Annotated in this window: 20 protein-coding genes, 1 rRNA gene and 1 other RNA gene; 1 reads left to right on the forward strand and 21 read right to left on the reverse strand. The window is 51.6% G+C overall.

The window, feature by feature from the left end:
- The 16 genes from H581_RS0107440 to rpoE form a co-directional block, all read right to left on the reverse strand.
- Positions 1-192, reverse strand: a 16S ribosomal RNA gene (locus tag H581_RS0107440); the annotation flags it as partial.
- A gap of 283 nt (positions 193-475) precedes the next feature.
- Positions 476-739 (reverse strand): pro-sigmaK processing inhibitor BofA family protein, encoded by a 264-nt coding sequence (locus H581_RS0107445; RefSeq protein ID WP_028609464.1) that lies wholly within the window; start codon positions 737-739, stop codon positions 476-478.
- Complete coding sequence (locus H581_RS0107450) at positions 736-981, reverse strand: DUF2508 family protein (protein ID WP_028609465.1); 246 nt, start codon at positions 979-981, stop codon at positions 736-738. The genes H581_RS0107445 and H581_RS0107450 overlap by 4 nt, the downstream gene beginning before the upstream one ends.
- A 171-nt stretch (positions 982-1,152) precedes the next feature.
- Positions 1,153-1,752, reverse strand: coding sequence for a recombination mediator RecR (gene recR, locus H581_RS0107455; protein ID WP_028609466.1), 600 nt, complete (start codon positions 1,750-1,752; stop codon positions 1,153-1,155).
- 44 nt (positions 1,753-1,796) lie between these two features.
- Positions 1,797-2,108, reverse strand: a complete 312-nt coding sequence (locus tag H581_RS0107460) for a YbaB/EbfC family nucleoid-associated protein (RefSeq protein WP_028609467.1) — start codon at positions 2,106-2,108, stop codon at positions 1,797-1,799.
- Between the two features lie 23 nt (positions 2,109-2,131).
- Positions 2,132-3,928, reverse strand: coding sequence for a DNA polymerase III subunit gamma/tau (gene dnaX, locus H581_RS0107465; protein WP_028609468.1), 1,797 nt, complete (start codon positions 3,926-3,928; stop codon positions 2,132-2,134).
- Between the two features lie 331 nt (positions 3,929-4,259).
- Positions 4,260-4,527: signal recognition particle sRNA large type (gene ffs / locus H581_RS36970), an RNA gene on the reverse strand.
- Positions 4,528-4,602: 75 nt separating this feature from the next.
- Positions 4,603-5,004: a hypothetical protein gene (locus H581_RS0107470; protein ID WP_028609469.1), complete on the reverse strand. Its 402-nt coding sequence runs from the start codon at positions 5,002-5,004 to the stop codon at positions 4,603-4,605.
- Between the two features lie 83 nt (positions 5,005-5,087).
- The gene (gene rpmE, locus H581_RS0107475; RefSeq protein WP_028609470.1) at positions 5,088-5,285 is read right to left on the reverse strand and encodes a 50S ribosomal protein L31; all 198 of its coding nucleotides are present in this window, start codon (positions 5,283-5,285) and stop codon (positions 5,088-5,090) included.
- A gap of 144 nt (positions 5,286-5,429) precedes the next feature.
- Positions 5,430-6,683 (reverse strand): radical SAM family protein, encoded by a 1,254-nt coding sequence (locus H581_RS0107480; RefSeq protein WP_028609471.1) that lies wholly within the window; start codon positions 6,681-6,683, stop codon positions 5,430-5,432.
- Positions 6,684-6,704: 21 nt separating this feature from the next.
- Positions 6,705-8,039, reverse strand: a complete 1,335-nt coding sequence (gene rho / locus H581_RS33350) for a transcription termination factor Rho (protein ID WP_036718106.1) — start codon at positions 8,037-8,039, stop codon at positions 6,705-6,707.
- A gap of 125 nt (positions 8,040-8,164) precedes the next feature.
- Positions 8,165-9,427 (reverse strand): UDP-N-acetylglucosamine 1-carboxyvinyltransferase, encoded by a 1,263-nt coding sequence (locus H581_RS0107490; RefSeq protein ID WP_028609472.1) that lies wholly within the window; start codon positions 9,425-9,427, stop codon positions 8,165-8,167.
- Positions 9,428-9,555: 128 nt separating this feature from the next.
- The gene (gene fba, locus H581_RS0107495; RefSeq protein ID WP_028609473.1) at positions 9,556-10,410 is read right to left on the reverse strand and encodes a class II fructose-1,6-bisphosphate aldolase; all 855 of its coding nucleotides are present in this window, start codon (positions 10,408-10,410) and stop codon (positions 9,556-9,558) included.
- Between the two features lie 390 nt (positions 10,411-10,800).
- Positions 10,801-11,199 carry a response regulator gene (locus tag H581_RS0107500; protein WP_028609474.1) on the reverse strand — a complete coding sequence of 133 codons (399 nt, stop codon included), beginning with the start codon at positions 11,197-11,199 and terminating at the stop codon, positions 10,801-10,803.
- 156 nt (positions 11,200-11,355) lie between these two features.
- Entirely contained in the window at positions 11,356-12,960 is a 1,605-nt protein-coding gene (locus H581_RS0107505) for a CTP synthase (protein ID WP_028609475.1), read from the reverse strand.
- Positions 12,961-13,490: 530 nt separating this feature from the next.
- Positions 13,491-14,063 (reverse strand): DNA-directed RNA polymerase subunit delta, encoded by a 573-nt coding sequence (gene rpoE / locus H581_RS0107510; RefSeq protein ID WP_028609476.1) that lies wholly within the window; start codon positions 14,061-14,063, stop codon positions 13,491-13,493.
- Between the two features lie 464 nt (positions 14,064-14,527).
- On the opposite strand from rpoE, the gene H581_RS0107515 reads away from it, so the two are divergent.
- Positions 14,528-15,664 (forward strand): S8 family peptidase, encoded by a 1,137-nt coding sequence (locus H581_RS0107515; protein ID WP_028609477.1) that lies wholly within the window; start codon positions 14,528-14,530, stop codon positions 15,662-15,664.
- Positions 15,665-15,694: 30 nt separating this feature from the next.
- Here the strand turns inward: H581_RS0107515 and argS are convergent, their stop codons facing one another.
- From argS to lacZ, 5 genes are all read right to left on the reverse strand, one after another.
- Positions 15,695-17,374 (reverse strand): arginine--tRNA ligase, encoded by a 1,680-nt coding sequence (gene argS, locus H581_RS0107520; protein WP_028609478.1) that lies wholly within the window; start codon positions 17,372-17,374, stop codon positions 15,695-15,697.
- Positions 17,371-17,841 carry a YwiB family protein gene (locus tag H581_RS0107525; protein WP_028609479.1) on the reverse strand — a complete coding sequence of 157 codons (471 nt, stop codon included), beginning with the start codon at positions 17,839-17,841 and terminating at the stop codon, positions 17,371-17,373. The genes argS and H581_RS0107525 overlap by 4 nt, the downstream gene beginning before the upstream one ends.
- A 64-nt stretch (positions 17,842-17,905) precedes the next feature.
- Positions 17,906-18,415 carry a DNA-deoxyinosine glycosylase gene (locus H581_RS0107530; RefSeq protein ID WP_028609480.1) on the reverse strand — a complete coding sequence of 170 codons (510 nt, stop codon included), beginning with the start codon at positions 18,413-18,415 and terminating at the stop codon, positions 17,906-17,908.
- A 149-nt stretch (positions 18,416-18,564) separates the two neighbouring features.
- Positions 18,565-20,712 carry a bifunctional 2',3'-cyclic-nucleotide 2'-phosphodiesterase/3'-nucleotidase gene (locus H581_RS0107535; protein ID WP_084134499.1) on the reverse strand — a complete coding sequence of 716 codons (2,148 nt, stop codon included), beginning with the start codon at positions 20,710-20,712 and terminating at the stop codon, positions 18,565-18,567.
- A gap of 345 nt (positions 20,713-21,057) precedes the next feature.
- Positions 21,058-24,108, reverse strand: a complete 3,051-nt coding sequence (lacZ, locus tag H581_RS0107540) for a beta-galactosidase, LacZ type (RefSeq protein ID WP_028609482.1) — start codon at positions 24,106-24,108, stop codon at positions 21,058-21,060.
- Positions 24,109-24,546 lie beyond the last annotated feature (438 nt).

Below are 24,546 nucleotides of genomic sequence, written 5' to 3' on the forward strand. Positions count from 1 at the left end.
TCATGCGACCGACTCGCGTATCCGGTATTAGCATTCGTTTCCGAATGTTATCCCGGTCTTACAGGCAGGTTACCTACGTGTTACTCACCCGTCCGCCGCTAAGTTACTCCCGAAGGAATAACTCCGCTCGACTTGCATGTATTAGGCACGCCGCCAGCGTTCGTCCTGAGCCAGGATCAAACTCTCCAAATTGGTTAGTTGATGACTCATTACTTTTTTATCGCTTTTCCATTAATCCGTAAGGATTAACGGGGCAGTTTCACTCGTTGTTCAGTTTTCAAAGAACAATCTTTTCTTTCATGTCAGCCGTGTGTATCTCAGCGGCGACTTTTATAATATATCATAGATGCCCAGCTTCATGCAAGCTTTTTTTTCGAAAAACTTTTATGAAGATTGTTGCTTACTCTTGGGCCGTGAACTAATGTAGCATATAACCTCTTCAGAAGTCAACCTCCTGCGAGCATCTTTCTCATGTCTATACAACCAGCCATTGTACCCCTGCAATTAACGCAAGGCCAGGAATACCCAACGCGACAACGGTTCCGATCGTAATCGGATTGAGCGGAATGTACATTCCCTTGACAACTCCCGAGTAGTTCAATACGTACAGAAGAGCGGCAGCCAATATAAGATGTAACGAAAAGCTGCGGAGCCATCCCCAAGAAAGCTTATTACGCAGGACAACCGCTATCAACAGAACGGATGAGATAATAAAGACCGTTAACCATAATACTCTCATTCCGCCACCCCTCTCCAAGCCGGCCAACTTCCTTTCATGTCTTTTGCCGTACGCAGCAGCATTTCATACCTCTTCTCAGCTGATATAATGGCATAGATCGCATAATCAACCTGGTCCTTTCCTATGGCATAATCAAAAAACCGATTGGCATTCTCCCAATCCCTAAGCGCTTCTTTGATTTCAATCCGCAGCTGCTCCATACGATCCTGCTCAATGTTAACGACTTGCTTCTGATTCGGCAAATGCTTCCCCTCCCGCTTGTCCTGCCCTATAACGGCTTTTTACTATATGTATAAGCTTGGGCTAAAGATTAGAACGGGCACTTACGGGAGAGAATTGCCGGATGCGGACTCCAAACAGCAAAAAAAACGGCTGAGCGTCCATCGCTCAACCGTTCTTCGTTTCGATACAGGTTAGAATAGTTCCCGCCTGCCCTCTAACGCTTTGGACAACGTAACTTCGTCTGCATATTCAAGGTCGCCGCCAACCGGCAAGCCGTGCGCAATGCGCGTTACTTTAATGCCGAACGGCTTGACGAGCCGCGACAAATACATTGCGGTCGCTTCCCCTTCGATATTCGGGTTAGTCGCCAGTATCAGCTCCTGTACCCGCTCATCGCTTAACCGTCTTAACAATTCGGCAATACGAATTTCATCCGGGCCGATTCCTTCCATCGGAGAAATCGCTCCCTGAAGAACGTGGTATTGCCCCTGAAAATCCTTCATACGTTCAATCGCGACGAGATCCTTCGTATCCTGCACGACACAGATAACCGATTGGTCCCGAGACTTATCCTGGCATATTCTGCAGGGATCGGTATCCGTTATATTGCAGCAAACCGAGCAATAAAACAAATTGCGCTTCACGCTTACCAGCGCTTTAGCAAAATCAATAACGTCGTCTTCCTTCATTCGAAGCACGTGAAACGCCAGACGAGCGGCTGTTTTGGGGCCGATTCCCGGTAATCGCGTAAAAGAATCAATTAATTTCGCTATCGGTTCGGGATAATGCAAATCGAGGTACAGCTCCTTTCAAAACGTAAAGCGCGGGCCGCCTCTTAGAACAGTCCTGGTATTTTCATGCCGCCTGTAAATTTGCCCATATCTTTGTTCGCAAGCTCATCTACCTTCGCAAGAGCGTCGTTGACCGCTGTAAGCACGAGATCTTGCAGCATTTCCACATCTTCCGGATCTACTGCTTCCGGCTTGATCGCGATGCTAAGAATTTTTTTGTGACCATTCGATGTTACAGTTACAACACCGCCGCCAGCCGTGCCTTCAACCACTTTGGATTCAAGTTCTTCCTGAGCCTTCATCATTTGATCCTGCATTTTCTTAACTTGCTTCATCATTTGGTTCATATTGTTCATTTGTAATCACCTCATATTAGAATTTAATCTTTGTCCTTCACTACAACCAAATCCTCGCCAAAAAGCTTTACCGCTTCCTCGACCCAGTCCGGCCGACTCGCTGATTCCGGAGCTTCAGAGGGCTCCGGCTCCAGTTGAAGCGTTTCACCCTTCTGTTCGCCGGCGCCTTCGAATGCGGATTGCCAATCCTTCAGCATGACGGTAACGATCCGGGAAGCCTCCCCCAATATATCATGCATGACCTTCTCGATAATTTCCCGATTGGCCGGCTTCTCGGTCGTCTCCCTGTGCATCGTATTCTTAAACGCCACGAGCACAGCTCCATCCGCTGCCGATACAGGTTCACCATCCTTGAGCCAAGCATGAACGGTGATCTTCGCTTCCTTCACGCCCTGCAGCACGTCATTCCATTTCATCCGGATCATGTTGAATTCCGGATTTTTGGCTGCAGCTACATACTTATCAAGCTTAACAGATGAACGGGAAGCTCCGCCAGAGCCTCCGAAAGAGCTTCGAACCGCACCGGAGCGGCCGCCTGACGCCGGCTGCCTGGAAGATGCGCCTCCATCAGCGGACTGGCCGCCGCCCATCGCCGCTCCGCTGCGAATGGCCTGCTCCAGCTTCCGCTCTAATGCTTCAACCTGGTGGCGAAGCCGGTTGATTTCCGACGAGGGAGCTCCTGCGGAATCTGCCGCGGAAGCATTTCGAACGGCGCCTCCTCCCGATGTCTGCTCCTCGCTCAACGTACACAGCTTCATCAACGCCACTTCAAATAGCGTTTGCGGCTGGGACGCATGCTTCAATTCCACCTGGTAACGGTTCAGCGTATCGATCATAGCGAACAACCGCTCAGGCGTAAATGCTTCCGCCATTCCGCGGAACCGTTCCGGTTCGACCACGCGTTCCGTTACAGCTCCGCCCTGCGGCGCCAGCTTCATAACAAGCAGGTCGCGGAAATAGTAAATCAAGTTTTCCAAGCACTTATCCGCGCTTTTGCCGGCTTGCATCAGACTTTCGACCAGCGGCATAACCGCCGCCACGTTGCGGTCCCTAACCGCTTCCGCCAACTGGTAGAACTGGTCGGCGGCCATCCCGCCCGTTACGTCTACCGCCGCTTCGAGCGTAATGCGGTCGCTTCCGAACGCGGATACCTGCTCGAGCAGACTGATCGCATCGCGCATGCCGCCCTCCGATAATCGGGCAATGTAGCTGATGGCGTCCTCATCCGCATTAATGCCTTCCGCGCTGCAAATTTCCAATAACCGCTGGGTCTGTTCCTCTAACGATACCTGACGGAAATCAAATCGTTGGCAGCGCGATATGATGGTAGCAGGGAGCTTATGAGGCTCAGTGGTCGCCAAGATGAAGATCACATGCCCAGGCGGCTCCTCCAACGTCTTGAGCAAAGCGTTAAACGCCTCCGCCGTAAGCATATGTACTTCATCTATTATATAAACCTTGAACCGGACTTCAGAAGGCGCATACCTTACCTTATCGCGAATGTCGCGAATTTCATCAATTCCGCGGTTAGACGCAGCGTCAATTTCAACCACATCCATAATATGCCCGGCAGTAATTCCGATGCAAGCCGCACATTCATTACACGGCTCGGCAGCCGGTCCCCGTTCGCAGTTAACCGCTTTCGCTAAAATCTTCGCCGCGCTCGTCTTACCCGTCCCGCGCGGTCCGTTAAAAAGATAAGCATGGGAAACCCGGTCCTCGCGGATTGCGTTCTGGAGCGTTTGGATAATATGCCGTTGTCCGACCATGTCCTGAAACGTCTGCGGACGCCAGGCTCGGTATAACGCGATATGTGACACGCAGACCTTCCTTTCAAACTTGCCTGTTCATTTCAATAAGCGCAAACGGCTGTCGCCATTCTTAGGTGGCAAAAGCTAACGTTTCGCTGTGAATTCTAAACCCAAATAAGTGTGAAACTTATGAATTCTTAGAATTTGAATAACAATAAATTCTGATTCCTCTATTATACAACATCTATTTAGCAAGCAAAACTTTCTTTTGCCCGTCACATTAATTAATGACCGATTCTTGTCATGCAAAAACACCTGCATCCGCTAATCACGATAATCATCGCGATGCGTATACAGGTGCTACCTTGTCAAATGTTATTCATTATAATAAAGGATTGTACCGTGCACCTGCCCCCGATAGATACGACCCAGGCGGCATCCTTGCACTACAGCTCGAGCCAGGCACTCCCCCGGCACATGAACTAATTTGCTTACGGCTGCTTCCTTCCGGACCTGACCGGGTTCACAAACGTCCATTGCGGAGGACCCGACTGTCAACACTGCTCGCAAGTGCCAAGCCCCACATCAGCATAACCTCAAGCAGGAATTCAACCTCGCTACAGCGGATTGCGAGTTACAGGGCACCGCTACCTCCCCGTCTAGCACGGCAAAAATAAGTATAGCCGATCTTGTCCCAAAGCGCAACACGGAGAAAAGTGGGAACCTATATCGGCCGGTCCGCATTATTTCCGAACTTCTACATGAACATCATATCTGGGCATATTAAATTCCACGACGGATTGGGCCGTTGACAGAAGCTGCTGCACTTCCGCGTCCGAGAGGTTTTTATTCACTCTCAAATTAACATGCATATTCGTTCCGTCAAAAATAACTTGCGTGTCTCTAATGCCGGCTATGGGCCTTAGCACCTGCTCCACCATATTGCCGTCCGTTTCATAATTTATCGTCGTATGCCGCCCCGGCATGTTTGGATTGCTGTTCGACAGCCCCATGTATCCATCATGTCCGTACGTCTTCACGCGATCATCATTCGTGTTGGCGCAGCCGCCGGCAATCAGTGCAAACAAGCAAATCATAACTGCAGAAAATCGCCGGATTGAGTAATATAACCGTTCTGTATGCAATCAAAAAACCTCCCTTCTATCCAATAGGATGGCTGAGGGAGGTTCTTGTATTCTGCCAAATAAAGGCGGAACGATTCGTAATATTAAATACCGTATTTCTTCTTGAAACGGTCGACGCGGCCGCCGGCATCCAGGAACTTCTGCTTGCCCGTATAAAACGGGTGGCATTGGGAACAAACCTCAACGCGAAGGTTCTGTTTAATCGAACCAGTCTCGAAGGAGTTACCACAAGCGCAAGTAGCTGTAATGACGTGGTATGTCGGATGAATACCTTGTTTCATCACGTTCACCTCTTTCTGCCCTGAATCGCATGCGGACCCAGAGTTAAAATCACACTCTACGGATTATAGCATGAACCTCTTTCCCGTTGCAATGAATAATCATGCATATCGATCGTTTTGAATATATTCCCATCCGAATTGGGCTTAACGGCGCAAAGCCGTCGGCGGCACATGCGTATAAGAACCGATCACAACATCAGGAAGCTCTTCGCGGAAGATTTCGAGCATCTGCTTCATCCCGTAAATTTCGCCTTGCGCCTTCGGAATAATGGCCAGATAACTCTCCGGGTCAATATTCAAGTTGCGCATTTGGATCAGCTTCAGACCCGTTCGCTTCACGAAGCCGAGCATAGCTTCGATTTCTTCCTCGCGGTCCGTCACTCCCGGGAATATCAAATAGTTAATTGACGTATACACCCCTTTGTCGGATGCATATTTCAGCGACTTCTCGACATTTTGCAGCGTATACCCCCGCGGCTTGTAGTAAGCATTGTAATGCTCATCGAGCGCGCTGATCGTGCTTACGCGCATCAGATCGAGCCCTGCATCTACGATCGCCCGCATAAAATCGGTTAAGCCGGCGTTCGTATTGATATTAATGTAGCCGAGCGAGGTCTGGCTGCGTACGCGACGCATCGCTTCGACGATAATTCTTGCCTGCGTGGACGGCTCGCCTTCACAGCCTTGTCCAAAGCTGATGATCGACTCGGGCTCACGCAAATGCTCCAGCATAATTTCGACGACTTCATCGACGGTCGGCTTGAAGTTCATGCGCGTCTGGGGCGCAACAAAACCGCTATCGTCCGGCTGTTCGGAAATGCAACCAAAACAGCCGGCGTTGCATGAGTACGATACCGGCACCGCTCCCTCCCATCGTCCAAGGAACGTGTTGGATGAGGTCAAGCATTCATATCCTAAGGCGCAATGGGATAGGTGCTTGTACAGCCGGTTCTCCGGGTACTTGGCAAGCAATCGCTCCACCTGAACGCCCAGTTCTCCCCTGTCGCAATTTAGCGGATCCCATCTTTCCGGGTCATCGCATTGCTCAGCCGTCACATAGAATTTGCCGTCCTTCCACACAACTGCCGTATAACCGAACAACGGAAGCTTCTCATTCTTATCCGCCTTCACATAGCCGGGCAAACACAATCGTGTATATCCTTGAGGAAGCAGCGCGCCGACAGCTTGAACGTCGCCGGGCAATGTCTGCATCTCGCCTGTATCCGGATGCAGACCAACCGGACGCGTGAAGGGCAAGCTGACGAGCGTCGCTCCGTTCGGAAGAGGAATAAGCTCCTCGTCCATAATTTCAACAATCATATCGCCGCTTCTTCCAAGAGCTGCAAATTCGGGATGATCGAATACATTTCCTTGCGAGTCCGCATATACGAGATTCATGATGTCCTCCTTCCCGCGGTCTTACGATCCGTGCGTCGTTCGCGGCGCCGGCCTTCTGGTTGTCGCCTGCGTTCCGCTCTTAATTGTCGCTCTCTCCGGCTTCGCTTCCGTAGAGGTATCGAGAGACATAAGGAATTGCTCATTATTTTCGCTTTCCTTCAGCTTCTTCAAGAAATTATCGACAAATTCCAGCGAATCGTTCATATTGCGGCGAATCGCCCAAACTTTGTCGAGCTCTTCCTTCGTCAGAAGCATCTCTTCCCGACGGGTACCGGACCTGCGCATATCGAGCGCCGGGAAAATACGGCGTTCAGAAAGCTTGCGGTCGAGATGAAGCTCCATATTGCCCGTACCTTTAAACTCTTCATAAATGATGTCATCCATACGCGATCCCGTTTCAATTAAAGCGGTCGCGAGAATCGTTAAGCTGCCGCCTTCTTCCACGTTGCGGGCCGAGCCGAAGAAGCGTTTCGGACGATGGAAGGCTGCCGGGTCGATGCCGCCGCTCAGCGTACGGCCGGACGGAGGAATAACGAGGTTATACGCCCTTGCAAGTCGCGTAATGCTATCCATCAAAATAACGACATCTTTCTTATGCTCAACCAGCCGCAAAGCTCTCTCCAGCACAAGCTCCGCTACTTTAATATGATTTTCCGGCAGTTCGTCGAATGTCGAAGCAATAACTTCTCCCTTGACGGAGCGCTGCATATCCGTAACTTCCTCCGGACGTTCATCGATGAGCAATACAAACAATTCGATATCAGGACGATTTTCCGCTATGCTGTGTGCGATTTCTTTCAGGAGCAAAGTTTTTCCGGTCTTCGGCGGCGCAACAATCAAACCGCGTTGTCCAAGCCCTACAGGCGCAAGCAAATCCATAATACGGGTAGACAGCTTTGACTGGGAGGTCTCAAGCACCAGCTTCTTCTCCGGATAAAGCGGGGTAAGCGCAGGGAAATGAAGTCGTTCGGATGCGGTTTCAGGGTTTTCACCATTAACGGCATTTACCTGCAGTAAGCCGAAATAGCGTTCGTTTTCTTTCGGTGGCCGGCATCTACCCGACACGAGATCCCCGCTCCGCAGGTCAAATCTGCGAATTTGCGAAGCCGATATATAAATATCTTCTTTGCTCGGCAAATAGTTAATAGGCCGTAAAAATCCGAAGCCTTCCGACAAAATATCGAGTACGCCCTCCATAAACATAAGGCCGCTCTTCTCCGCCTGCGCGCGCAGTATTGCGAATATAAGCTCTTTCTTCTTCAACGTACCGTAATAAGCGATTTGATATTGCTTAGCCAGCTTATACAAATCGGTCAGCTTCATCTCTTCTAGATCGGCGATCTGAAGGTCTGTCATGTTCTCACCACTTTATTCAGTTTTCATTAAAAGTTTGCATCTAAATCTCTTAGAAACAATTGCCTGATTATCCATCATTGCCGGATAACCCGCCGTCTATTCCATTCTGCGGGATATCCGGCAAATTATGAGGAAGTGTCGGCTTCGCGCCATACCTCTGCTCCAAGCTTACATAAGTTGTCAACAAGATTGTCGTAGCCGCGATCGATATATTCTACGCCTGTAATTTCCGTTACGCCGTCTTCGACGGTCAAAGCCGCTACAACCAGTGCAGCTCCCGCACGCAGATCAGCCGCACGAACCTTTGCCGCGTTAAGCTTGCCGCCTTCGATGATTGCCGACCGGCCTTCTACGCGAATATTCGCGCCCATCCGGTTAAGCTCGGGAACATGCTTGAATCTGGTGCCGTATACGTAATCGGTTAAAATGCTGACGCCTGTCGCCTGCGTGAGCAAAGTCGTCATGGGCGATTGTAAATCTGTGGCAAAGCCTGGGTATACGAGAGCCTTTACGTCAATTGACGAATATTTCGGACCTCCGATGATGCGTATCGATTCATCCATTTCAATGACCTGAACGCCCATTTCTTCGAGCTTCGCGGTCATGGCTTCCAAATGCTTAGGAATAACATTATCAATAAGGACATCGCCGCGCGTCGCGGCTGCTGCTATCATATAAGTGCCTGCTTGAATTCGATCGGGAATAATGGAATGGCGGCAACCGTGCAACTGATCGACTCCGGTAATTCGAATCGTCTCAGTGCCGGCGCCTTTGATTTTGGCGCCCATGGCATTTAGGAGAGTAGCTACATCTATAATTTCAGGCTCTTTTGCCGCGTTTTCTATAATCGTTAACCCTTTGGCCCGAGAGGCCGCCAGCATAATATTAATTGTTGCCCCCACACTTGAGACGTCGAGATAGATCTTCGCGCCGCGCAACTGCTTTGCGGATATTCGAATGGATCCATGATCATTGGTAACCGTAGCGCCTAATGCCTCAAATCCTTTAATATGCTGATCGATTGGCCGGGGTTCAAAGTTACAGCCGCCAGGCATTCCGATCGTGGCTTCCCCGAATCTGCCGAGCATGGCGCCCATCAGATAGTAGGAGGCGCGCAGAAGCTTCACTTTACCATTCGGCATCGGCTTTGAAAACAGCTTGGAAGGATCTATCCGCATCATATCCCCGTCGCGCTTAACAACAGCCCCCAGCTCTTGCAATATTTCGCTATAAACCGCAACATCACTGATTATCGGCAAATTATCCAACACAACTTCCGACTCTGCTAGAATGGCAGCCGGTACGAGCGCAACCGCGCTGTTCTTCGCTCCGCTGATTTGAACGGTACCGCGAAGAGGACGTCCGCCGCGTATCATCAATTTCTCCATTTAATTATTGTTCCTCCCGTAGATTGGAAGAGAATAAAGGAAAAACCGCCGTGGCAGCGCCGATGCTGATGCTGATACCATCCGCGCTTGCCGTAAAAAGGCGGTTTGTAATCCCTTGCTCCTGATTGTTACGCCTGGTTGTTGCTTCCGAACAAGCGGATTTTCTCTTGAATAACAGCCTTCATCGCGTTGCGGGCAGGCGTTAAGTATTTACGAGGGTCGAATACTTCGCCGTTAGCGGCAAGAACTTCACGGATTGCGTTCGTGCAAGCCACTTGGTTCTCCGTATTCACGTTGATTTTACCAACGCCGGCTTGGATCGACAAACGAATAGCTTCGTCAGGAACGCCGGATCCGCCATGCAAAACAACCGGTACGGGAATCGCATCGGCTACTTTTTGAATAATATCGTAGTGGATTTTCGGTTCGCCTTTGTACATGCCGTGTGCAGTACCTACGGCGATTGCCAAGCAATCCACGCCTGTCTCTTCATAGAAACGGATCGCTTCATCCGGCTTAGCCATCGTAGCGTCAGCTTCGTCAACGCTCAGGTCATCCTCAACGCCGCCGATTGTACCCAGCTCGCCTTCAACGGATACGCCCATAGCGCGGGCGGCTTTAACAACTTCTTTCGTCAGTGCGATGTTTTCTTCGAGCCCGTAGTGGGAACCATCGAACATAACGGAAGAGAAGCCGGCACGGATACATTTCATTGCAACTTCAAAAGAGCTGCCGTGGTCAAGATGCAGCGCGATGGGAAGACCGGATTTTTTGGCAGCGGCCTCAGCCATTGCAACCGTAAATTCGATACCCATATATTTCAAGGCGCCTTCGCTAACCCCGTAAATAAAAGGCGAATTTTCTTCCATTGCAGCTTCTACAGTTGCTTGCGCGAATTCCAGGTTGTTCATGTTGAACTGACCTACCGCAAATTTGTTCGCTTTTGCTTTCGGCAAAAACTCATTCATCGACACTAATGGCATAGTTGTCTTTCCTCCTAATGAAATTCTTTGTTTTTCAAGCCCGTTCCGACTTGTCATTCTGAGTCATTATAACATATCGTACATTGAAATAGTAAAGCTTGTTTTACATGCCGCAAAATGCAAAACATTAATAATTTATAATGCAAGTGTAAACGATTACCGCGTTTTAGCGCACAAACCCGTTTCACATGAAATAAAAGCTTATTTTATCATTGCAAAACTTATAAATTTCTAATATTCAAGCAGAACGTCTGTCGGCGTATTCCAAGGACGCCATCGTTTCGCGGCGAATTATAAGACCATTTATAAGCGTTACACTTATAAGGTCTTATATATTCAACAAAAACGACACCGCCGCTTAAGTAGCGACGATGCCGTCAGTCATTCATTTTAAGATCCGATCGCGAACCGGTTGGTCGAATTGCCTCCACGCAGCTGCATGTTCACCGCGATTCGCATCTCATCGATGTCGAACGGCTTCGTAAAGTGCATCAGAGCTCCAAGATCGGTCGCTTCTTTAATCATGTCCAGCTCGCCATAGGCCGTCATCATTATGACTTTTATGTTACGATCGATGGCTTTGACGTGCTTGAGAATTTCCAGACCGTCCATGCCGGGAATCTTCATATCCAGCAATACAAGGTCGGGAGCTTCGTTCTTCACGATTTCCAAAGCCAGCTTGCCATTAGATGCCTGGAACGTATTGTAGCCTTCGCTGCTAAATACTTCCATGAGCAGTACACGGATACCGTTCTGATCATCCACGATCAACACTTTCTTCTTCTCCAACGCCACATACCTCCCGCGACTGAGCTTCACCCTAGAAATGGTCAACTCTTCCATAATCGTTAATATATTCGCTTAGGCAGGCATAGAATCCTTCTCGTCCAAAGAAAAACTTTAGCGCCGGATACGCAGGAGTGGACCGCTTCCGTTCACAGGCCGTTAGTTGCCCGAATATGCCAGAGCCGCCTTCACAAAGCCGCGGAACAAAGGCTGCGGACGGTTAGGCCGCGACGTAAATTCCGGATGGAACTGTACCGCCAGGAACCAAGGGTGATCCACGATTTCGATCATCTCGACAAGACGGCCGTCGGGCGATGTCCCCGAGAAGCGCAGGCCCGCCTTCTCAATCGTCTCACGGTATTCATTATTGAATTCATACCGGTGGCGGTGACGCTCATAGACAAGCTCTTCGCCGTATTCCTTCGAAGCAAGCGTGCCTGCCGCTAGCTTGCACGGATATAAGCCGAGCCGCATCGTGCCGCCCAAATCTTCAACCTCCTTCTGATCCGGAAGCAGGTCGATGACCGGATAAGGAGTGGACGGGTTTATCTCAGAGCTGTTCGCATTCGCCATTCCAACTACGTTGCGCGCGTATTCAATCACCGCTACCTGCATGCCGAGACAAATGCCGAAGAACGGAATTTGATTCTCGCGCGCATATTTGATCGCTGTAATTTTCCCTTCAATACCGCGGTCCCCGAAGCCGCCGGGCACCAAGATGCCGTGAACGCCTTGAAGCTCGCCCGCAATATTTTGCTCCGTCAGCTCCTCCGCGTTGACCCAGCGAAGCTTTATTTCGGAATCGGCAGCGATGCCCGCATGTCCAAGCGACTCCACAATACTAAGGTACGCGTCATGCAGCGCCACGTATTTGCCGACGATGGCGATTTCGGTCGTTTTGTGAAGCGACTTCACGCGCTCAACCAGACTTTCCCATTCCCGCATGTCCGGCTGCTCGGTCGACAGCTTCAAATGATTGACGACAATTTCGTCAAGGCCTTCCTGGCGAAGCATCAAAGGCACCTCATATAATGTCGAGGCGTCTCTGCATTCCACAACCGCGCTCGCGTCGATGTCGCAGAATAAGCCGATCTTTCGCTTCAGATCTTCCGCAAGGGGATGTTCGGTGCGGCATACGATAACATTCGGCTGGATGCCGATGCTGCGAAGCTCCTTCACGCTATGCTGCGTCGGCTTCGTCTTCACTTCGCCCGCCGCTTTGATATACGGAATCAGCGTAACGTGGATGTACATGACATTGTCGCGTCCGATATCGCTCTTGATTTGTCTGATCGCTTCCAGGAACGGAAGACTTTCAATATCGCCGACCGTGCCGCCGATTTCCGTAATAACGACGTCGGAGCCGGCTTCCTTGCCCGCGCGGAATACACGGTCTTTAATTTCATTCGTAATATGCGGAATAACCTGCACCGTTCCGCCTAAATAGTCGCCGCGGCGTTCTTTCGTAATGACGTTGGAATAAATTTTGCCGGATGTCACGTTGCTGTTTTTCGACAGATTGATATCGATAAACCGCTCATAGTGACCAAGATCGAGGTCTGTCTCCGCGCCGTCATCCGTGACGAATACTTCTCCGTGCTGGTATGGACTCATTGTTCCCGGATCCACGTTAATATAGGGATCGAATTTTTGGATCGTTACTTTGAGGCCCCTGTTCTTCAGCAATCTCCCGAGCGAGGCAGCCGTAATCCCCTTGCCTAGGGACGACACGACGCCGCCGGTTACAAATATATATTTGGTCACTGTGATGATACCCTCCAAGCTCCTATGGTTAATATTTAGGTTTGCCCATTTCCTCGATAAACATGGATGCAGCCGAACTGCCTGACCATCCAGTTTGTGGGAATGTTTCCCTCGAAACGTTCCCCACAAACAAAAAAAGTGACACCCGTAGCAACGGGGCACTTTTTCATTTGTTGGCATATATAAAAATATAAGAGTGTATACAAAGATTGAACTTCATACTCCGCCTATATTTCACCGCGAAACGAACCTTTACTCGCAAAGGACGCCGCTTGTATGCTTATTTGTTAACCGAATCTTTAGCCCATGCAATAGTTTACTCTGCCCTTATAGGACCTGTCAAGCAGAAACGCCTGCCTTTCGTCCTCGGCAAAGGACGCAAACCGTTTACTCCGTATATTCTGAAGAAACTCGTAAATTAAGCTCATCGAAAAACGGTATCGCAGAAAATTCTAAGCCCATATAAGTGTAAAACTTATAATTTCTTAGAATTCAAGGGAAACCGGTAACCTTATCGGAGCGAGAGCATGCTATTTGTCCTCGTCGTCGTCTTCCAAATCGTCTTCAGCGTCAGAATCATCGTCGTCCGCGTCCAACTCGGCATCCACTTCTTCTTCCTCGATATCATCGTCTTCCAGGTCAACTTCCTCGTCAACCTCGGATTCCTCTTCCGCCTCTTCGAAGTCCTCGCGGTCTTCGTCGAATACGTCGTAATCCTCACCCTGCTCCGCGTACGTATCCTCTTCCTCGTCCGTAAACATATCATCGTCTTCCAGATCATCATCGTCGTTAATAATGCGGGTACGCTTCGCATTGCCCACCGGATCCTCGGAACGCTCTACCGGATACCAGCGCTTCAGTCCCCACATATTGCTGCCAACGCAGGCGAAACGACCGTCGATATTAATCTCGGTATATACCTGCGCGATGAACTGATTAATACCTTCCGCGGAAAGACCGCGTATTTTAGCGATCTCCATCATGAGATCGCGGTAATAATAAGGTGTATTTGCCGCTTTCAGCACCTCGAACGCCAAATCGACCATAGGCATTTCCTTTATACGCTCAGGATCCAGCTTTAACGTGAAATTGCTGCTGCTCATATGGACACATCCTCTCTTGCCAATCAATTTATGTACTCGTTTCTTCCTTCTACGTGCTAGTCACAGTATAGTAAAACCTATTTCCTGCAAAAAAGCAAGCGGACGGGACGGGCCAAAGACGTAAAGGGCTTATTTAACGCACAAACCGTTAGCTGTGTGTGCGCACAGCTTGGTTCCGTAAACACGAACGGTTAGCCGTATGTACGATTTGAAGGTACAGCTTGGACTTCATGACAAAAAGCGAAGGGAAGCCCCTCCGCCATGACTGTATCCAACCGGCCGCGACACGAGCTAACGTACCTTGGACGTAAGAGCTCTCTCGAACTCTTTGTTCATCCTATGTCCATTATCGGTTTTTGACACGGTTTGCAGCCTAATTATATGAAAAAGGGCAAGTTGCTCATGCGGAAAGAAGCGCTCGGTCATACAATAGTTCAGCATGGTCCGTCGGGAGGGAACCAATTTTGGATACCGCCGTTTTTATCCGCTTGCTGCAAGAGACGATGGCTTGCACGGACACAGCGACAGTTAAGCGAATCATACGCTTTCAGCATGTAAGTGACTACCGGTACTTCCTTCAGAAGCTGCCTGTGATCCAACCGTCGTCATCGCCTCATAAACGTATCAGACAAATGCCAATTATCCGTGCCATCTCATGCAGGCTCCCGGCCGAGGAAACACTAGAGAGGTTCTCGGGACGGGTATGGATTGAAAAGGATTGCAAAATCAGCGTGCATGCTTCGATGCCAAAGTCGACTATTGTAGAAAAAGGAATCCCTTGGGGCGTTAATCAAATACGGGCCCCGCATGCATGGAGCACGACGACCGGCCATCGGGTGAGGGTCGGTGTCATCGATACCGGCGTTGACTTCAACCATCCTGATCTGCGTCAATCCTTATCGAGAGGAATCAATCTGCTGAACAGAAGTATGCTGCCGCATGACGACAACGGTCACGGTACGCATATCGCGGGCACGATTGCCGCAGCCAACCAGATACAGGGCATGATCGGCGTTGCGCCGCGCGCCTTGATCTCCCCCGTCAAAGCCTTCGACCATAACGGCAGCGCCTTTGTCTCCGATATTATTCTCGGCATCGAATGGTGCGTTCGCAATCGCATGAATGTCATTAATATGAGCTTCGGGATGAAAACAAGAAGTAAAGCGCTGCTAAGCGCCGTTACTAATGCGTATAACGCCGGCGTTATTATCGTCGCCTCCTCCGGCAATGACGGCAAACGGCGCTCCATCGACTATCCCGCCAGATATCCCCAAACCATCTCGGTCGGTGCGACCAATAAGCTCCGCCGCATCGCTCCCTTCAGCAACCGCGGCTCCTACATCGACATCTATGCTCCTGGAGATAAAATCGTTTCGTCGTGGCTTCGCGGTAAATATAATGAAATGAGCGGCACCTCGATGGCCACCTCGCACGTAAGCGGGGCCATCGCTCTTCTGCTTGCGCATAGGCCTGGCCTGACGCCGGCAGAAATCAAGAGCATTATTAAGCGCTCCGTACAACCATTAAAAGGCAGAAAAGCCCGCCGGACGATCGGCGAGCTTGACGTGATACGTATGATGCAAGCCGTGGAAAAGCTGTAGCTCCGCGGCTTGTTTTATTGTGACGATTATTTACATCCGCTCAGGCGCAGACACTCCGACGAGGCGCAGCACGTTCGCGATGGACAGCTTGACCGCTCCCAGCAGCGCAAGGCGGGCCTGCGTCTGCTCCGCGTCCTCCGTGATGACGCGTTCCGCCCGGTAGTAGCTGTGAAATTGCGAAGCCAGCTCATAGACGTAACGAATCAGGCGGTGAGGCGCATATTGGGCCGCCGCTTCGGATACTTCCTGCGGGAGCTCGCCGATCTTGCGAAGAAGATCGAATTCCGGTTCGGCGGTAAGCTTGCTGAAGTCGATCGCTTCGACCGATTTGAATGGAAGGCCCTGCTCCTCCGCTTGCCTGAAGATGCTGCATATCCGGGCATGCGCGTATTGTACATAAAAGACCGGGTTTTCATTGGACGTGGAGATCGCAAGATCCATATCAAAGTCCAGATGCGAATCCATGCTGCGCATCGAGAAGAAGTAGCGGATCGCGTCCACGCCTACTTCGTCCATCAGATCTTCCATCGTGACGGCTTTGCCGGTACGCTTCGACATCTTCATTTTCTCGCCGTTCTGGAACAGGCTTACCATCTGAGCAATGAGCACGGTAAGCTTATTCGGGTCGTTGCCAAGCGCCTCCATCGCCGCTTTCACGCGAGGGATATATCCGTGATGATCGGCTCCCCAAATATTAATCATTTGGTCGAACCCCCGGCTGTATTTGTCGCGGTGATAGGCGATATCCGGTGTCAAATACGTGTATGAGCCGTCATTTTTCACTAGGACACGGTTTTTGTCGTCGCCAAAAGGCATCGTGGACAGCCACGTCGCTCCTTCTTCTTCATATACATGGCCGGAAGCCTTCAGCGCCTTCAGCCCTTCTTCGACCTGGCCGCTCTCGTACAGCGAGGTTTCGCTGTACCACACATCGAAGCCGACGCGGAAGCGCGCCAGATCCCGCTTAATTTTGTCCAACTCGCGCTCCAAGCCGTACTGGCGGAAAAACGCGAACCGTTCCTGTTCCGGCAGCTTCAGCAGCTTATCTCCTTCTTGCTCGGCGAGAAGCTTCGCGAAGCCGATAATATCTTCTCCGTAGTAGCCGTCCTCCGGCATGTCGGCTTCTTGCCCGAGCTCCTGGCGATACCGCGCCTCGATCGATACCGCGAGATTCTCGACCTGCTTGCCCGCATCGTTAATGTAATATTCTCTTGTGACATCATAACCTGCAAAATCTAGCACGTTACAAAGCGCGTCGCCTACTGCAGCGCCGCGAGCATGGCCAAGATGCAGGCTGCCCGTCGGATTCGCGCTGACGAACTCGACCTGAACGCGCTTGCCTCCGCCTTCCGCCGTACGGCCGTAATCGCCGCCCGCTTGCAGAGCCGCGCCTACGACAGGATAAAGGTAGCTATTGTCCATGCGGAAATTGATAAAGCCCGGACCCGCTATTTCCGCCGATTGGATCGAAGCCTTCTTCGTATCCAGGTTCGCAAGAATCGCTTCCGCGATTTGACGCGGATTCTTCTTGGCGAGCTTCGTTAATTGCATCGCCGCATTCGTTGCCAGATCGCCGTGCGTTTTGTCCTTCGGCACCTCCAGCACGAATGCCGGAAGCTCTTCCCTTGCGGCAAGCCCGGCCGAGACAGCAGCGTCCGCGATCGCCGCCTTGACCTGCTCATACATGTTTTCTAGTACATTAGCGTTCATGATTGTTGTTCCTCCTGTATATGGAGCCGTATATGAAAACGGCCCGACATTTGATCACCCACATGCATATCGTACTGCCACTCTACCGTAAAAGGCAGCGTTGCCGGAAGCTCGTCCGCGCTTTCTCCCTGCGGCTGCCGCAGCTGCAGCAGGAGCGTATCCGTCTCGAGAGGAAACGATGCCGCCTTCGAGCGGTAATACCCCGCCCTGCGCAGACCCGGCACGAACAGCTGCTCCGAATCGACGGCGCCGCGCCTTACGATGGACAGCTCATCGGGACGGTACCGCACCAGCGTGCGCACTTCGCCTGTCTCCGGACCGTTCTCCGCAGCCGGTTCGACGTAACGCACGAATACCGATAATTCCTTGCGGAACCATTCGCCTTCGTAGGTATGGATGTGCGGACTTCCGTCCTGCATGCTTTCCAAGGTGACCCGCACTTTCCCGCTTTGCCCGCTTTGTCCCATAGCCTTGCTCCTGTTCAGTTATCGTATGTAACTACTATATACAGGAAGTCCCCTAATTTCAACGCTAGAGTGTCGTATACGGCACGATGGCTCGCCATGCTTCCACGCGGTCTTCGAGCGTCCGCATGCGCGGAGTCGGAATCGGGCTGGTAGAAGGAAGCTTAAGCAGCGTAATGCCCCGAAAGCTGTCGTTCCCGCGAAAATGCTTTTGGAATGTGTCGTACGCCTTGCTCCCATTAAAGGCGAAGCAGCGCAAATGCGGATATTCCCCGATAATCCAAGGCAAGTTCTGCGGCACCTCCGCCCGGATGTTCATATCCAGACTGCCTTCCCGCTCGCATGATTCCATGACGTCCCATAAGGCAAGCCTATGCTCCTTCATGAACGCAAGACGATTCTCGTAGACGGGATCCGGGTCGGAACCGGCGAACAGCTTATACATAATGCGCCACATGAAGTTTTGCGGATGACCGTAGAATTGTTTATGCTCGAGCGACTTTACGCTCGGCGCCGTACCGAGGATCAGCACGCGGGCCCGTTCGTCGATGACCGGGGGAAATGAAAAGATACGCATCGGTTACTCCTCCTGTTAACGCGCTTTGTTGTATTGCTTTGTTGTATTCTACTATAAGTCTAGCCTACAGGAGAGGAACAAATCCTCTGCACTGGGCAAAAAGAAAGACGCGGTCCGCTCTGCTGGGCGGACCGCGTCTCGTATGGGGATTATTTCGCGGGAATTTTGATTTTTTGCCCCGGATAGATGAGATGCGGGTTGCTTAATTTGTTGTAGCTGGCGAGCTTCTGCCATGTCGTGCCGTGCTTCTCGGCAATGGCATATAGGGTATCGCCGGCCTTGATGGTATATACCTTATCTTGAGGCGCCGCCTGGACGGGCTTCGCCGGTTCTGCCGGTTTCGATTCCGGCTCTTCCGGTTTCACTTCCGGCTCTTCCGGCTGCGCAGCAGCTTTCTGCCCCAGATCCAGCCTAAACTCCGCGTAACCGTCCTCTGTGTCGGCCGTGAACGCAATAGCCTTATTCGCTTCATCTGACGCCTTCGCATCAGGCGACGTCTTGAACGTCACATTCACCGAGCTGTTGATCGGCGCAAGCGACCAGTTGCCGTCTGCTGACGGATTGATCGTTTGGAAGGAGCGGATATAATCGATCACGACCTGACGGTTCTCGTCGGGAGCAGCCAGAATAATCCGTTTGCCGTCCGGGTTCGCAAGCTTGCTGGAAGAAGCGCGGTAGTTATTGGAAGCGACAACGAATTGTTGATCGGATACGATCGCCTTGCCTTCGAATTGCAGGTTGACGATCCGGCTCGAGTTCTCGTTCAAGAGCGATCCGCCCGCATCGTACCTCGGAGGCTGCGTAACGTCGATCTCATACGTCACGCCGTCAATGACATCGAAATTATACGTTGGAAAATCATAATTGATCAGATCCTGTTTGTCCTTGCTGTCCGGATCGATTTGTTTAAACTGGCCGGCCGACCATTCGAGCCATTCCTTCAGCTCGGCACCCGATATAAGCACGGCGTTGACCGTATTGGAGTATAAATACAAATCGGCCACGTTCTTAATCGCAATGTCGCCCGCCGCGATATTCGTGTAATAGCCCGGGCCTTGGCGGCCGCCGGCCTTAAACGGCGCTCCGGCCGATAATACCGGAATGCCTTCGTATTCCGTCCCTTGCAGATGCTTCTCGACGTACCATTTTTGCGCGTTAGTTACGATTTGAATGGAGGGGTCGTCCTGAATGAGGGCGAACCAGCTGGTAATCGATGCTGTCGTCTTGCCGACAGGTCCGCGCACATACTCGAGGGTATGCTCATGATCCTCTTTGACGGCGTCAATGATCGCTGGATCGGCTTCGACAAGCGGCTTCTTGTTCACCGTGTCGTAGATCGGCCTAACCATCGCCTTGGAATCAATTACGGTCCATTCGCCTTCTTTTTGCTGAAGCGTCAGATCGATAATGCCGAGGTTATTGCCCCAATAGCCCGGCTCGACGGACGGTACGCCGTTGATCGTGCCCTTGGCCAGGTCGACGCCGTTCTTCCCCTCGAACGATTTGTCGGGGAATACTTTATGCGCGTGGCCGAACAATATGGCGTCAATGCCGGGTACCTTGCTCAAATAAAGCACCGAGTTTTCCATTAGCGGCGTCTGCGGAATATCTTCAAAGCCGGAGTGCGGGATGGCGACAATCAAGTCCGCCCCCTTCTCCTTCATCTCCGGAATAAACTTCTCGGCAGTCGCCACGATATCCTTGACCGTGACCTTCCCTTCCAAATGCGCTTTGTCCCACTGCGTGATTTGCGGCGGCACGAAGCCGATAACGCCGATCTTCAGCTGATGCTTGGCACCCGCATTGTCGGTAACTTCCTTATCGAGGATCAGGTACGGCGTGAACATATTCTCATCATTCGTCTCGTCCGTATCTCCGTCCGCTTTATAAATGTTCGCATTCACATACGGAAAATCCGCGCCGGCCAGCGAGGTTTCCAAGAATGACAGCCCATAATTGAATTCATGATTGCCCAAGTTGCCCGCATCGTAATCGAGCAGGTTCATCGCTTTATAAACAGGATGGGTCTCGCCTTGCTGCAGCTGATCGACCGTCGCCACGTAATCGCCCAGCGGATTGCCCTGGATTAAGTCGCCGTTATCGAACAATAAGCTGTTCGGCGCTTCCTCCCGCGCTTTCTTAATGAGCGTCGCCGTCTTCGCCAGGCCGTATTCGTCCGTAGGCTTGTCCGCAAAATAATCGTAGTTCACCATATTTACGTGCAGATCCGAGGTTTCCATAATCCGAAGTTGGACGGTGCCTGCGCCTCCCGTCTCAGCGGATACCGCGAGCGGCATGGCCGCAAGGCTGACGGTAAGAAACGCCGTAACCGCGCCCTTCCACAATGCTTTGTACGGTTTCACCAAATGAACTCCTCCTTATTTTTCTATCTGCTTACGCGATGCTGCAAAAGGCATGATGCCCCAATCATTACCATCATATCGTAATTTAAATATTTTGAATAGTCACTCAATGATTTTGTCGAATCATCAGGAATGATGTCCGAACCATACTGCGAAAAAGGAAAAGAACCCGCGCGGCGGCAGCCGGGTGATTTAGCGCCGCCGACCGAACGCAAACAAAGGCTGCCCTTTAAGAATCGATTCCGATCCTTCGGGACAGCCTAGTTTATTTGCGGTCAGCTATACTCGCTCGATGATAAACTCGAACGAAAGGTCTTGACCGGCTTTTATCGTGTATTCGTCATGCACCGGGGCGCCCCAGCTGTCGTCGCCGCCGACGCCCATCTGCCGGCCTGCTATCGTAATGACGGTATAATGCACGTTCGGCAGCTCATAATGATGCTGCGCGCTCTCAAGCTCGAACGCCGTATATGGAGAAATGCCGCATTCCACGGGCTCATCCGCCGCGCTGACCCGAATGCCCCTGCCTTCTTCGTCAAGCACGCTCACGCGCCGTACGCCGGTGCGGTTGCCCGACTCCTGCGGCACGACGTAACCGGACACGTTGCCGGCCGCGGTGCCGCGGAACAAGCCGAGACGCGCGCCGCTGACGCGGTCCTCGTAGTTTTCCTCCGGTCCCATCGCGAGCCATTCCAATTGATCGTAATCAGAAGGAACCTTGAAGGATACGGCGAAGACCGGCAAACGCGGAAGCCCTTCGGCGCCGCGGTACTCCGCTTTGACATGAATGCTTCCGTCGCTGCGGACCGTGTAGGCGATCCGCGCCTCTACCTTCTCGCTGATCGAGAAGCCGTACCGGTAAGCGACCGTCATGCTGCTGCCGTCTTCGGCCTCCATGACATCGATGCCGGTGCATTTCCGCGTCAAACTAGCCGCGAACCAGCCGCCCGCGTCAAAACCTTGGGCATAACCCCGGTCGTTATCCGTCGTCGCCCGCCAGAACAGCGGCGCAGGCGGTGCAGCAATCATCTCCCGTCCCGCGTAATTCAGGGAGATGAGACTCATCGCCTGTTTGGAGAATAGAATGCTGAAATCATTTCCCTTAATGCCGATATTCACGTCGCCGTGCACAACCTTCAGCTTGCCGGCAGGACTTGCGCCCTTCGTATTAAGCGCTCCCTCGATCCGGAATACATGCTGCCCGAACGCAACCTCATGTCCACTCTCTGCCCACAGCGTATTCTCCTTCAGCTTGAAGGCGGCGTGAAGGGCATATTCTCCCGACGCCAGCAACGAATCAGGAAGCTCGATAGCGATGTACTTCTCGCTCTTCGGCGCTACGACCGCATCCAATTGACGCCGCGCCAGTTCCTGACCTTCGCGATATAACGCATACTCCAGCACAAAGCCGGACGTATCGGCGAACAGGTTTTCGTTGCGAACCGTAATGCCCTTCCGATCAGGAATAAGCTTAATGTTCTGATAGAGGAATTTCACTTCCTGCATCTTAGGCGAAAGCCTTCGGTCGGCATAGACAATCCCGTTCGTGCAGAAGCCGTAATCGGTTGGCCGGTCGTCGAAATCGCCGCCGTACGCCAGATACTCCTTGCCGTAACGGTCCTTCTTGACGATTGCCTGGTCCATGTAATCCCAAATGAAACCGCCCTGGTACATCGGGTATTTCCGTTCCAGATCGGTATATTTACTCATGCCGCCGAGCGAGTTGCCCATCGCATGCATATATTCGCAGCTGATGTACGGCTTATCGGGATCTTTGTCCAAATATTGCTCGATATCCGCAACTTTGGCATACATTCGGCTCTCCATATCGCTTGCTTCGGTGAACCTGCGGTCGTAGAACACGCCTTCGTAATGAACAAGCCGGCTGCTGTCGTTCGACCGGAAATAACGGGCAGCGTCTACCAGCACGTCACCGACATAAGATTCGTTGCCAAGCGACCAAATGAGGATGGACGGATGGTTCTTATCCCGTTCATACATCGAAATCGCCCGGTCCAAGACAATAGCCCGCCACTCCGGCTTGCTGCCCGGGATGTTCCAGGACGGCTCGACCGCACCCATCTTCTGCCATGAGCCATGCGTTTCTAAATTCATTTCGTCGATGACATAGATGCCGTACTCGTCGCACAGCTCGTACCAATAGCTCTGATTCGGGTAATGCGACGTCCGGACGGCGTTCAAATTGTTCTGCTTCAAAGTTTTGATATCCCAGAGCATGTCTTCCTTCGTAATCGCCCTGCCCCTGCGGCAGTTAAACTCATGGCGGTTCACGCCCTTGAATACGATGCGCTCGCCGTTGATGCGCATGATCTTATCCACCATTTCAAACCGGCGGAAGCCGATTCTTTGGGGAATAGCCTCAATCAGTTTCCCGGAGCCGTCGAAGATCTCAATATATAGCCGGTACAAGAACGGTACCTCGGCGCTCCAGAGCTTAGGTTCGTTCATTTGCGCCTGCAGTGAGATTTTCTCCAGGCTTCCAATCTCCGCCTCTGCAGAGGCAACCCGGTTGCCATCCGGGTCGCACAGCGTCAATTCCGCCTTCGAGCCGGCCTCGGGAGGAGTACGGAAAGTCAGCTCTGCTCGAAGCGTACCCGCCCGGAAAGCGTCATCCAGCTCCGCGCGGACATTCAAATCATATACATGAATGGACGGCACCGTGTACAAGTAAACCTCGCGGAATATGCCCGAGAAACGCCAAAAATCCTGATCCTCCAGCCAGCTGCCCGTGCTCCGTTGGTAAACCTCCACCGCCAGCTTATTCTCGCCTTCTTGCAAATAAGGTGTGAGCTCAAATTCGGAAGGAGTAAAGCTATCCTCGCCGTATCCGACAAAATTGCCGTTCAACCAGACAAAAAAGGCGGTTTCAACGCCTTGGAAAGAGATATAAACCGGTGAACCCTGCATCGATTCCGGCACGAAAAAGGCCTTCACATAGCTGCCTACCGGATTGTGGTCTTCGGAAACCTGCGGCGGGCGCAACTCCTCATGTCCGTCCCAGGGATACATCGTATTGACGTATTGCGGCTGGCCGTAGCCCTGCAGCTGAATATGCCCGGGCACCTGAATTTCCTTCCAGCCTGCACAGCTGTAATCCGAGTGATAGAACTCGGCCGGCCGGCTGGCCGGATTCACCGCGTAGTTGAATTTCCATGCGCCGTTCAGCGAATGGCGCATCGCCATGGGTCCCCGCAGCTTCGCCTCTTCCAACGTTCCGTAGTACGAGTGATCGGAATGGGCCGGCAGCCGGTTTACTTCGTAGACGCTCACGTCGCTTAGCCAGTTCAGGCTAGGCATGGTTGCTTTCATTGCGTTCTCTCCCAACGTCTAAAATAACTGTATTTCGTATTTCTATCTTTTCATAATAGATCACTCTGGACCAGCTTTAAAGGGAATTTCTCCCGATAAATTCACAGTGATTTGGCTTTGGGAGATCCTAAAAGGAAATTCTCCCGCAAATTGGACCTTTTCATGATAAATTAGCCGGAACTCGTCGAAATAGCCGGAGGTTTTCTCGCTGCATAAGTTGATCAACGATTCGCAGTGGCTGCTGTCACTGTGAAAGAAAATCACTCTTGCTGGATTTAGATACACGAAATCCACCAATTCCCTCCCTTCACCAAACGCGGTGAAAAAGGAGCGCAGCGGGCCATTTGAATCTGGAAAAGCGTTAGCGGTCGCTTTTGAAACCCCATTCTTTCCCTCTACCAGTAATCAGAAGAATGGGGTTTCAACGCGATTGGAAGA

The organism is Paenibacillus harenae DSM 16969 (assembly GCF_000422465.1).
In the GTDB taxonomy this organism is placed as follows: domain Bacteria; phylum Bacillota; class Bacilli; order Paenibacillales; family Paenibacillaceae; genus Pristimantibacillus; species Pristimantibacillus harenae.

Excerpts from the sequence above, each read along its gene's own strand:
- rpoE (WP_028609476.1), bottom strand. The coding sequence starts at position 14,063 with ATGAGCAGCAGCAATTTCACGTTAAAGCTGGATCCTGAGCGTATAAAG.
- H581_RS0107490 (WP_028609472.1), bottom strand. The coding sequence starts at position 9,427 with ATGGAGAAATTGATGATACGCGGCGGACGTCCTCTTCGCGGTACCGTT.
- H581_RS0107535 (WP_084134499.1), bottom strand. The coding sequence starts at position 20,712 with ATGCCGCTCGCGGTATCCGCTGAGACGGGAGGCGCAGGCACCGTCCAA.
- H581_RS0107480 (WP_028609471.1), bottom strand. The coding sequence starts at position 6,683 with ATGAATCTCGTATATGCGGACTCGCAAGGAAATGTATTCGATCATCCC.
- H581_RS0107445 (WP_028609464.1), bottom strand. The coding sequence starts at position 739 with ATGAGAGTATTATGGTTAACGGTCTTTATTATCTCATCCGTTCTGTTG.
- lacZ (WP_028609482.1), bottom strand. The coding sequence starts at position 24,108 with ATGAAAGCAACCATGCCTAGCCTGAACTGGCTAAGCGACGTGAGCGTC.
- argS (WP_028609478.1), bottom strand. The coding sequence starts at position 17,374 with ATGAACGCTAATGTACTAGAAAACATGTATGAGCAGGTCAAGGCGGCG.
- H581_RS0107460 (WP_028609467.1), bottom strand. The coding sequence starts at position 2,108 with ATGAACAATATGAACCAAATGATGAAGCAAGTTAAGAAAATGCAGGAT.
- rpmE (WP_028609470.1), bottom strand. The coding sequence starts at position 5,285 with ATGAAACAAGGTATTCATCCGACATACCACGTCATTACAGCTACTTGC.
- H581_RS0107530 (WP_028609480.1), bottom strand. The coding sequence starts at position 18,415 with ATGCGTATCTTTTCATTTCCCCCGGTCATCGACGAACGGGCCCGCGTG.
- rho (WP_036718106.1), bottom strand. The coding sequence starts at position 8,039 with ATGACAGACCTTCAGATCGCCGATCTAGAAGAGATGAAGCTGACCGAT.
- H581_RS0107525 (WP_028609479.1), bottom strand. The coding sequence starts at position 17,841 with ATGGGACAAAGCGGGCAAAGCGGGAAAGTGCGGGTCACCTTGGAAAGC.
- fba (WP_028609473.1), bottom strand. The coding sequence starts at position 10,410 with ATGCCATTAGTGTCGATGAATGAGTTTTTGCCGAAAGCAAAAGCGAAC.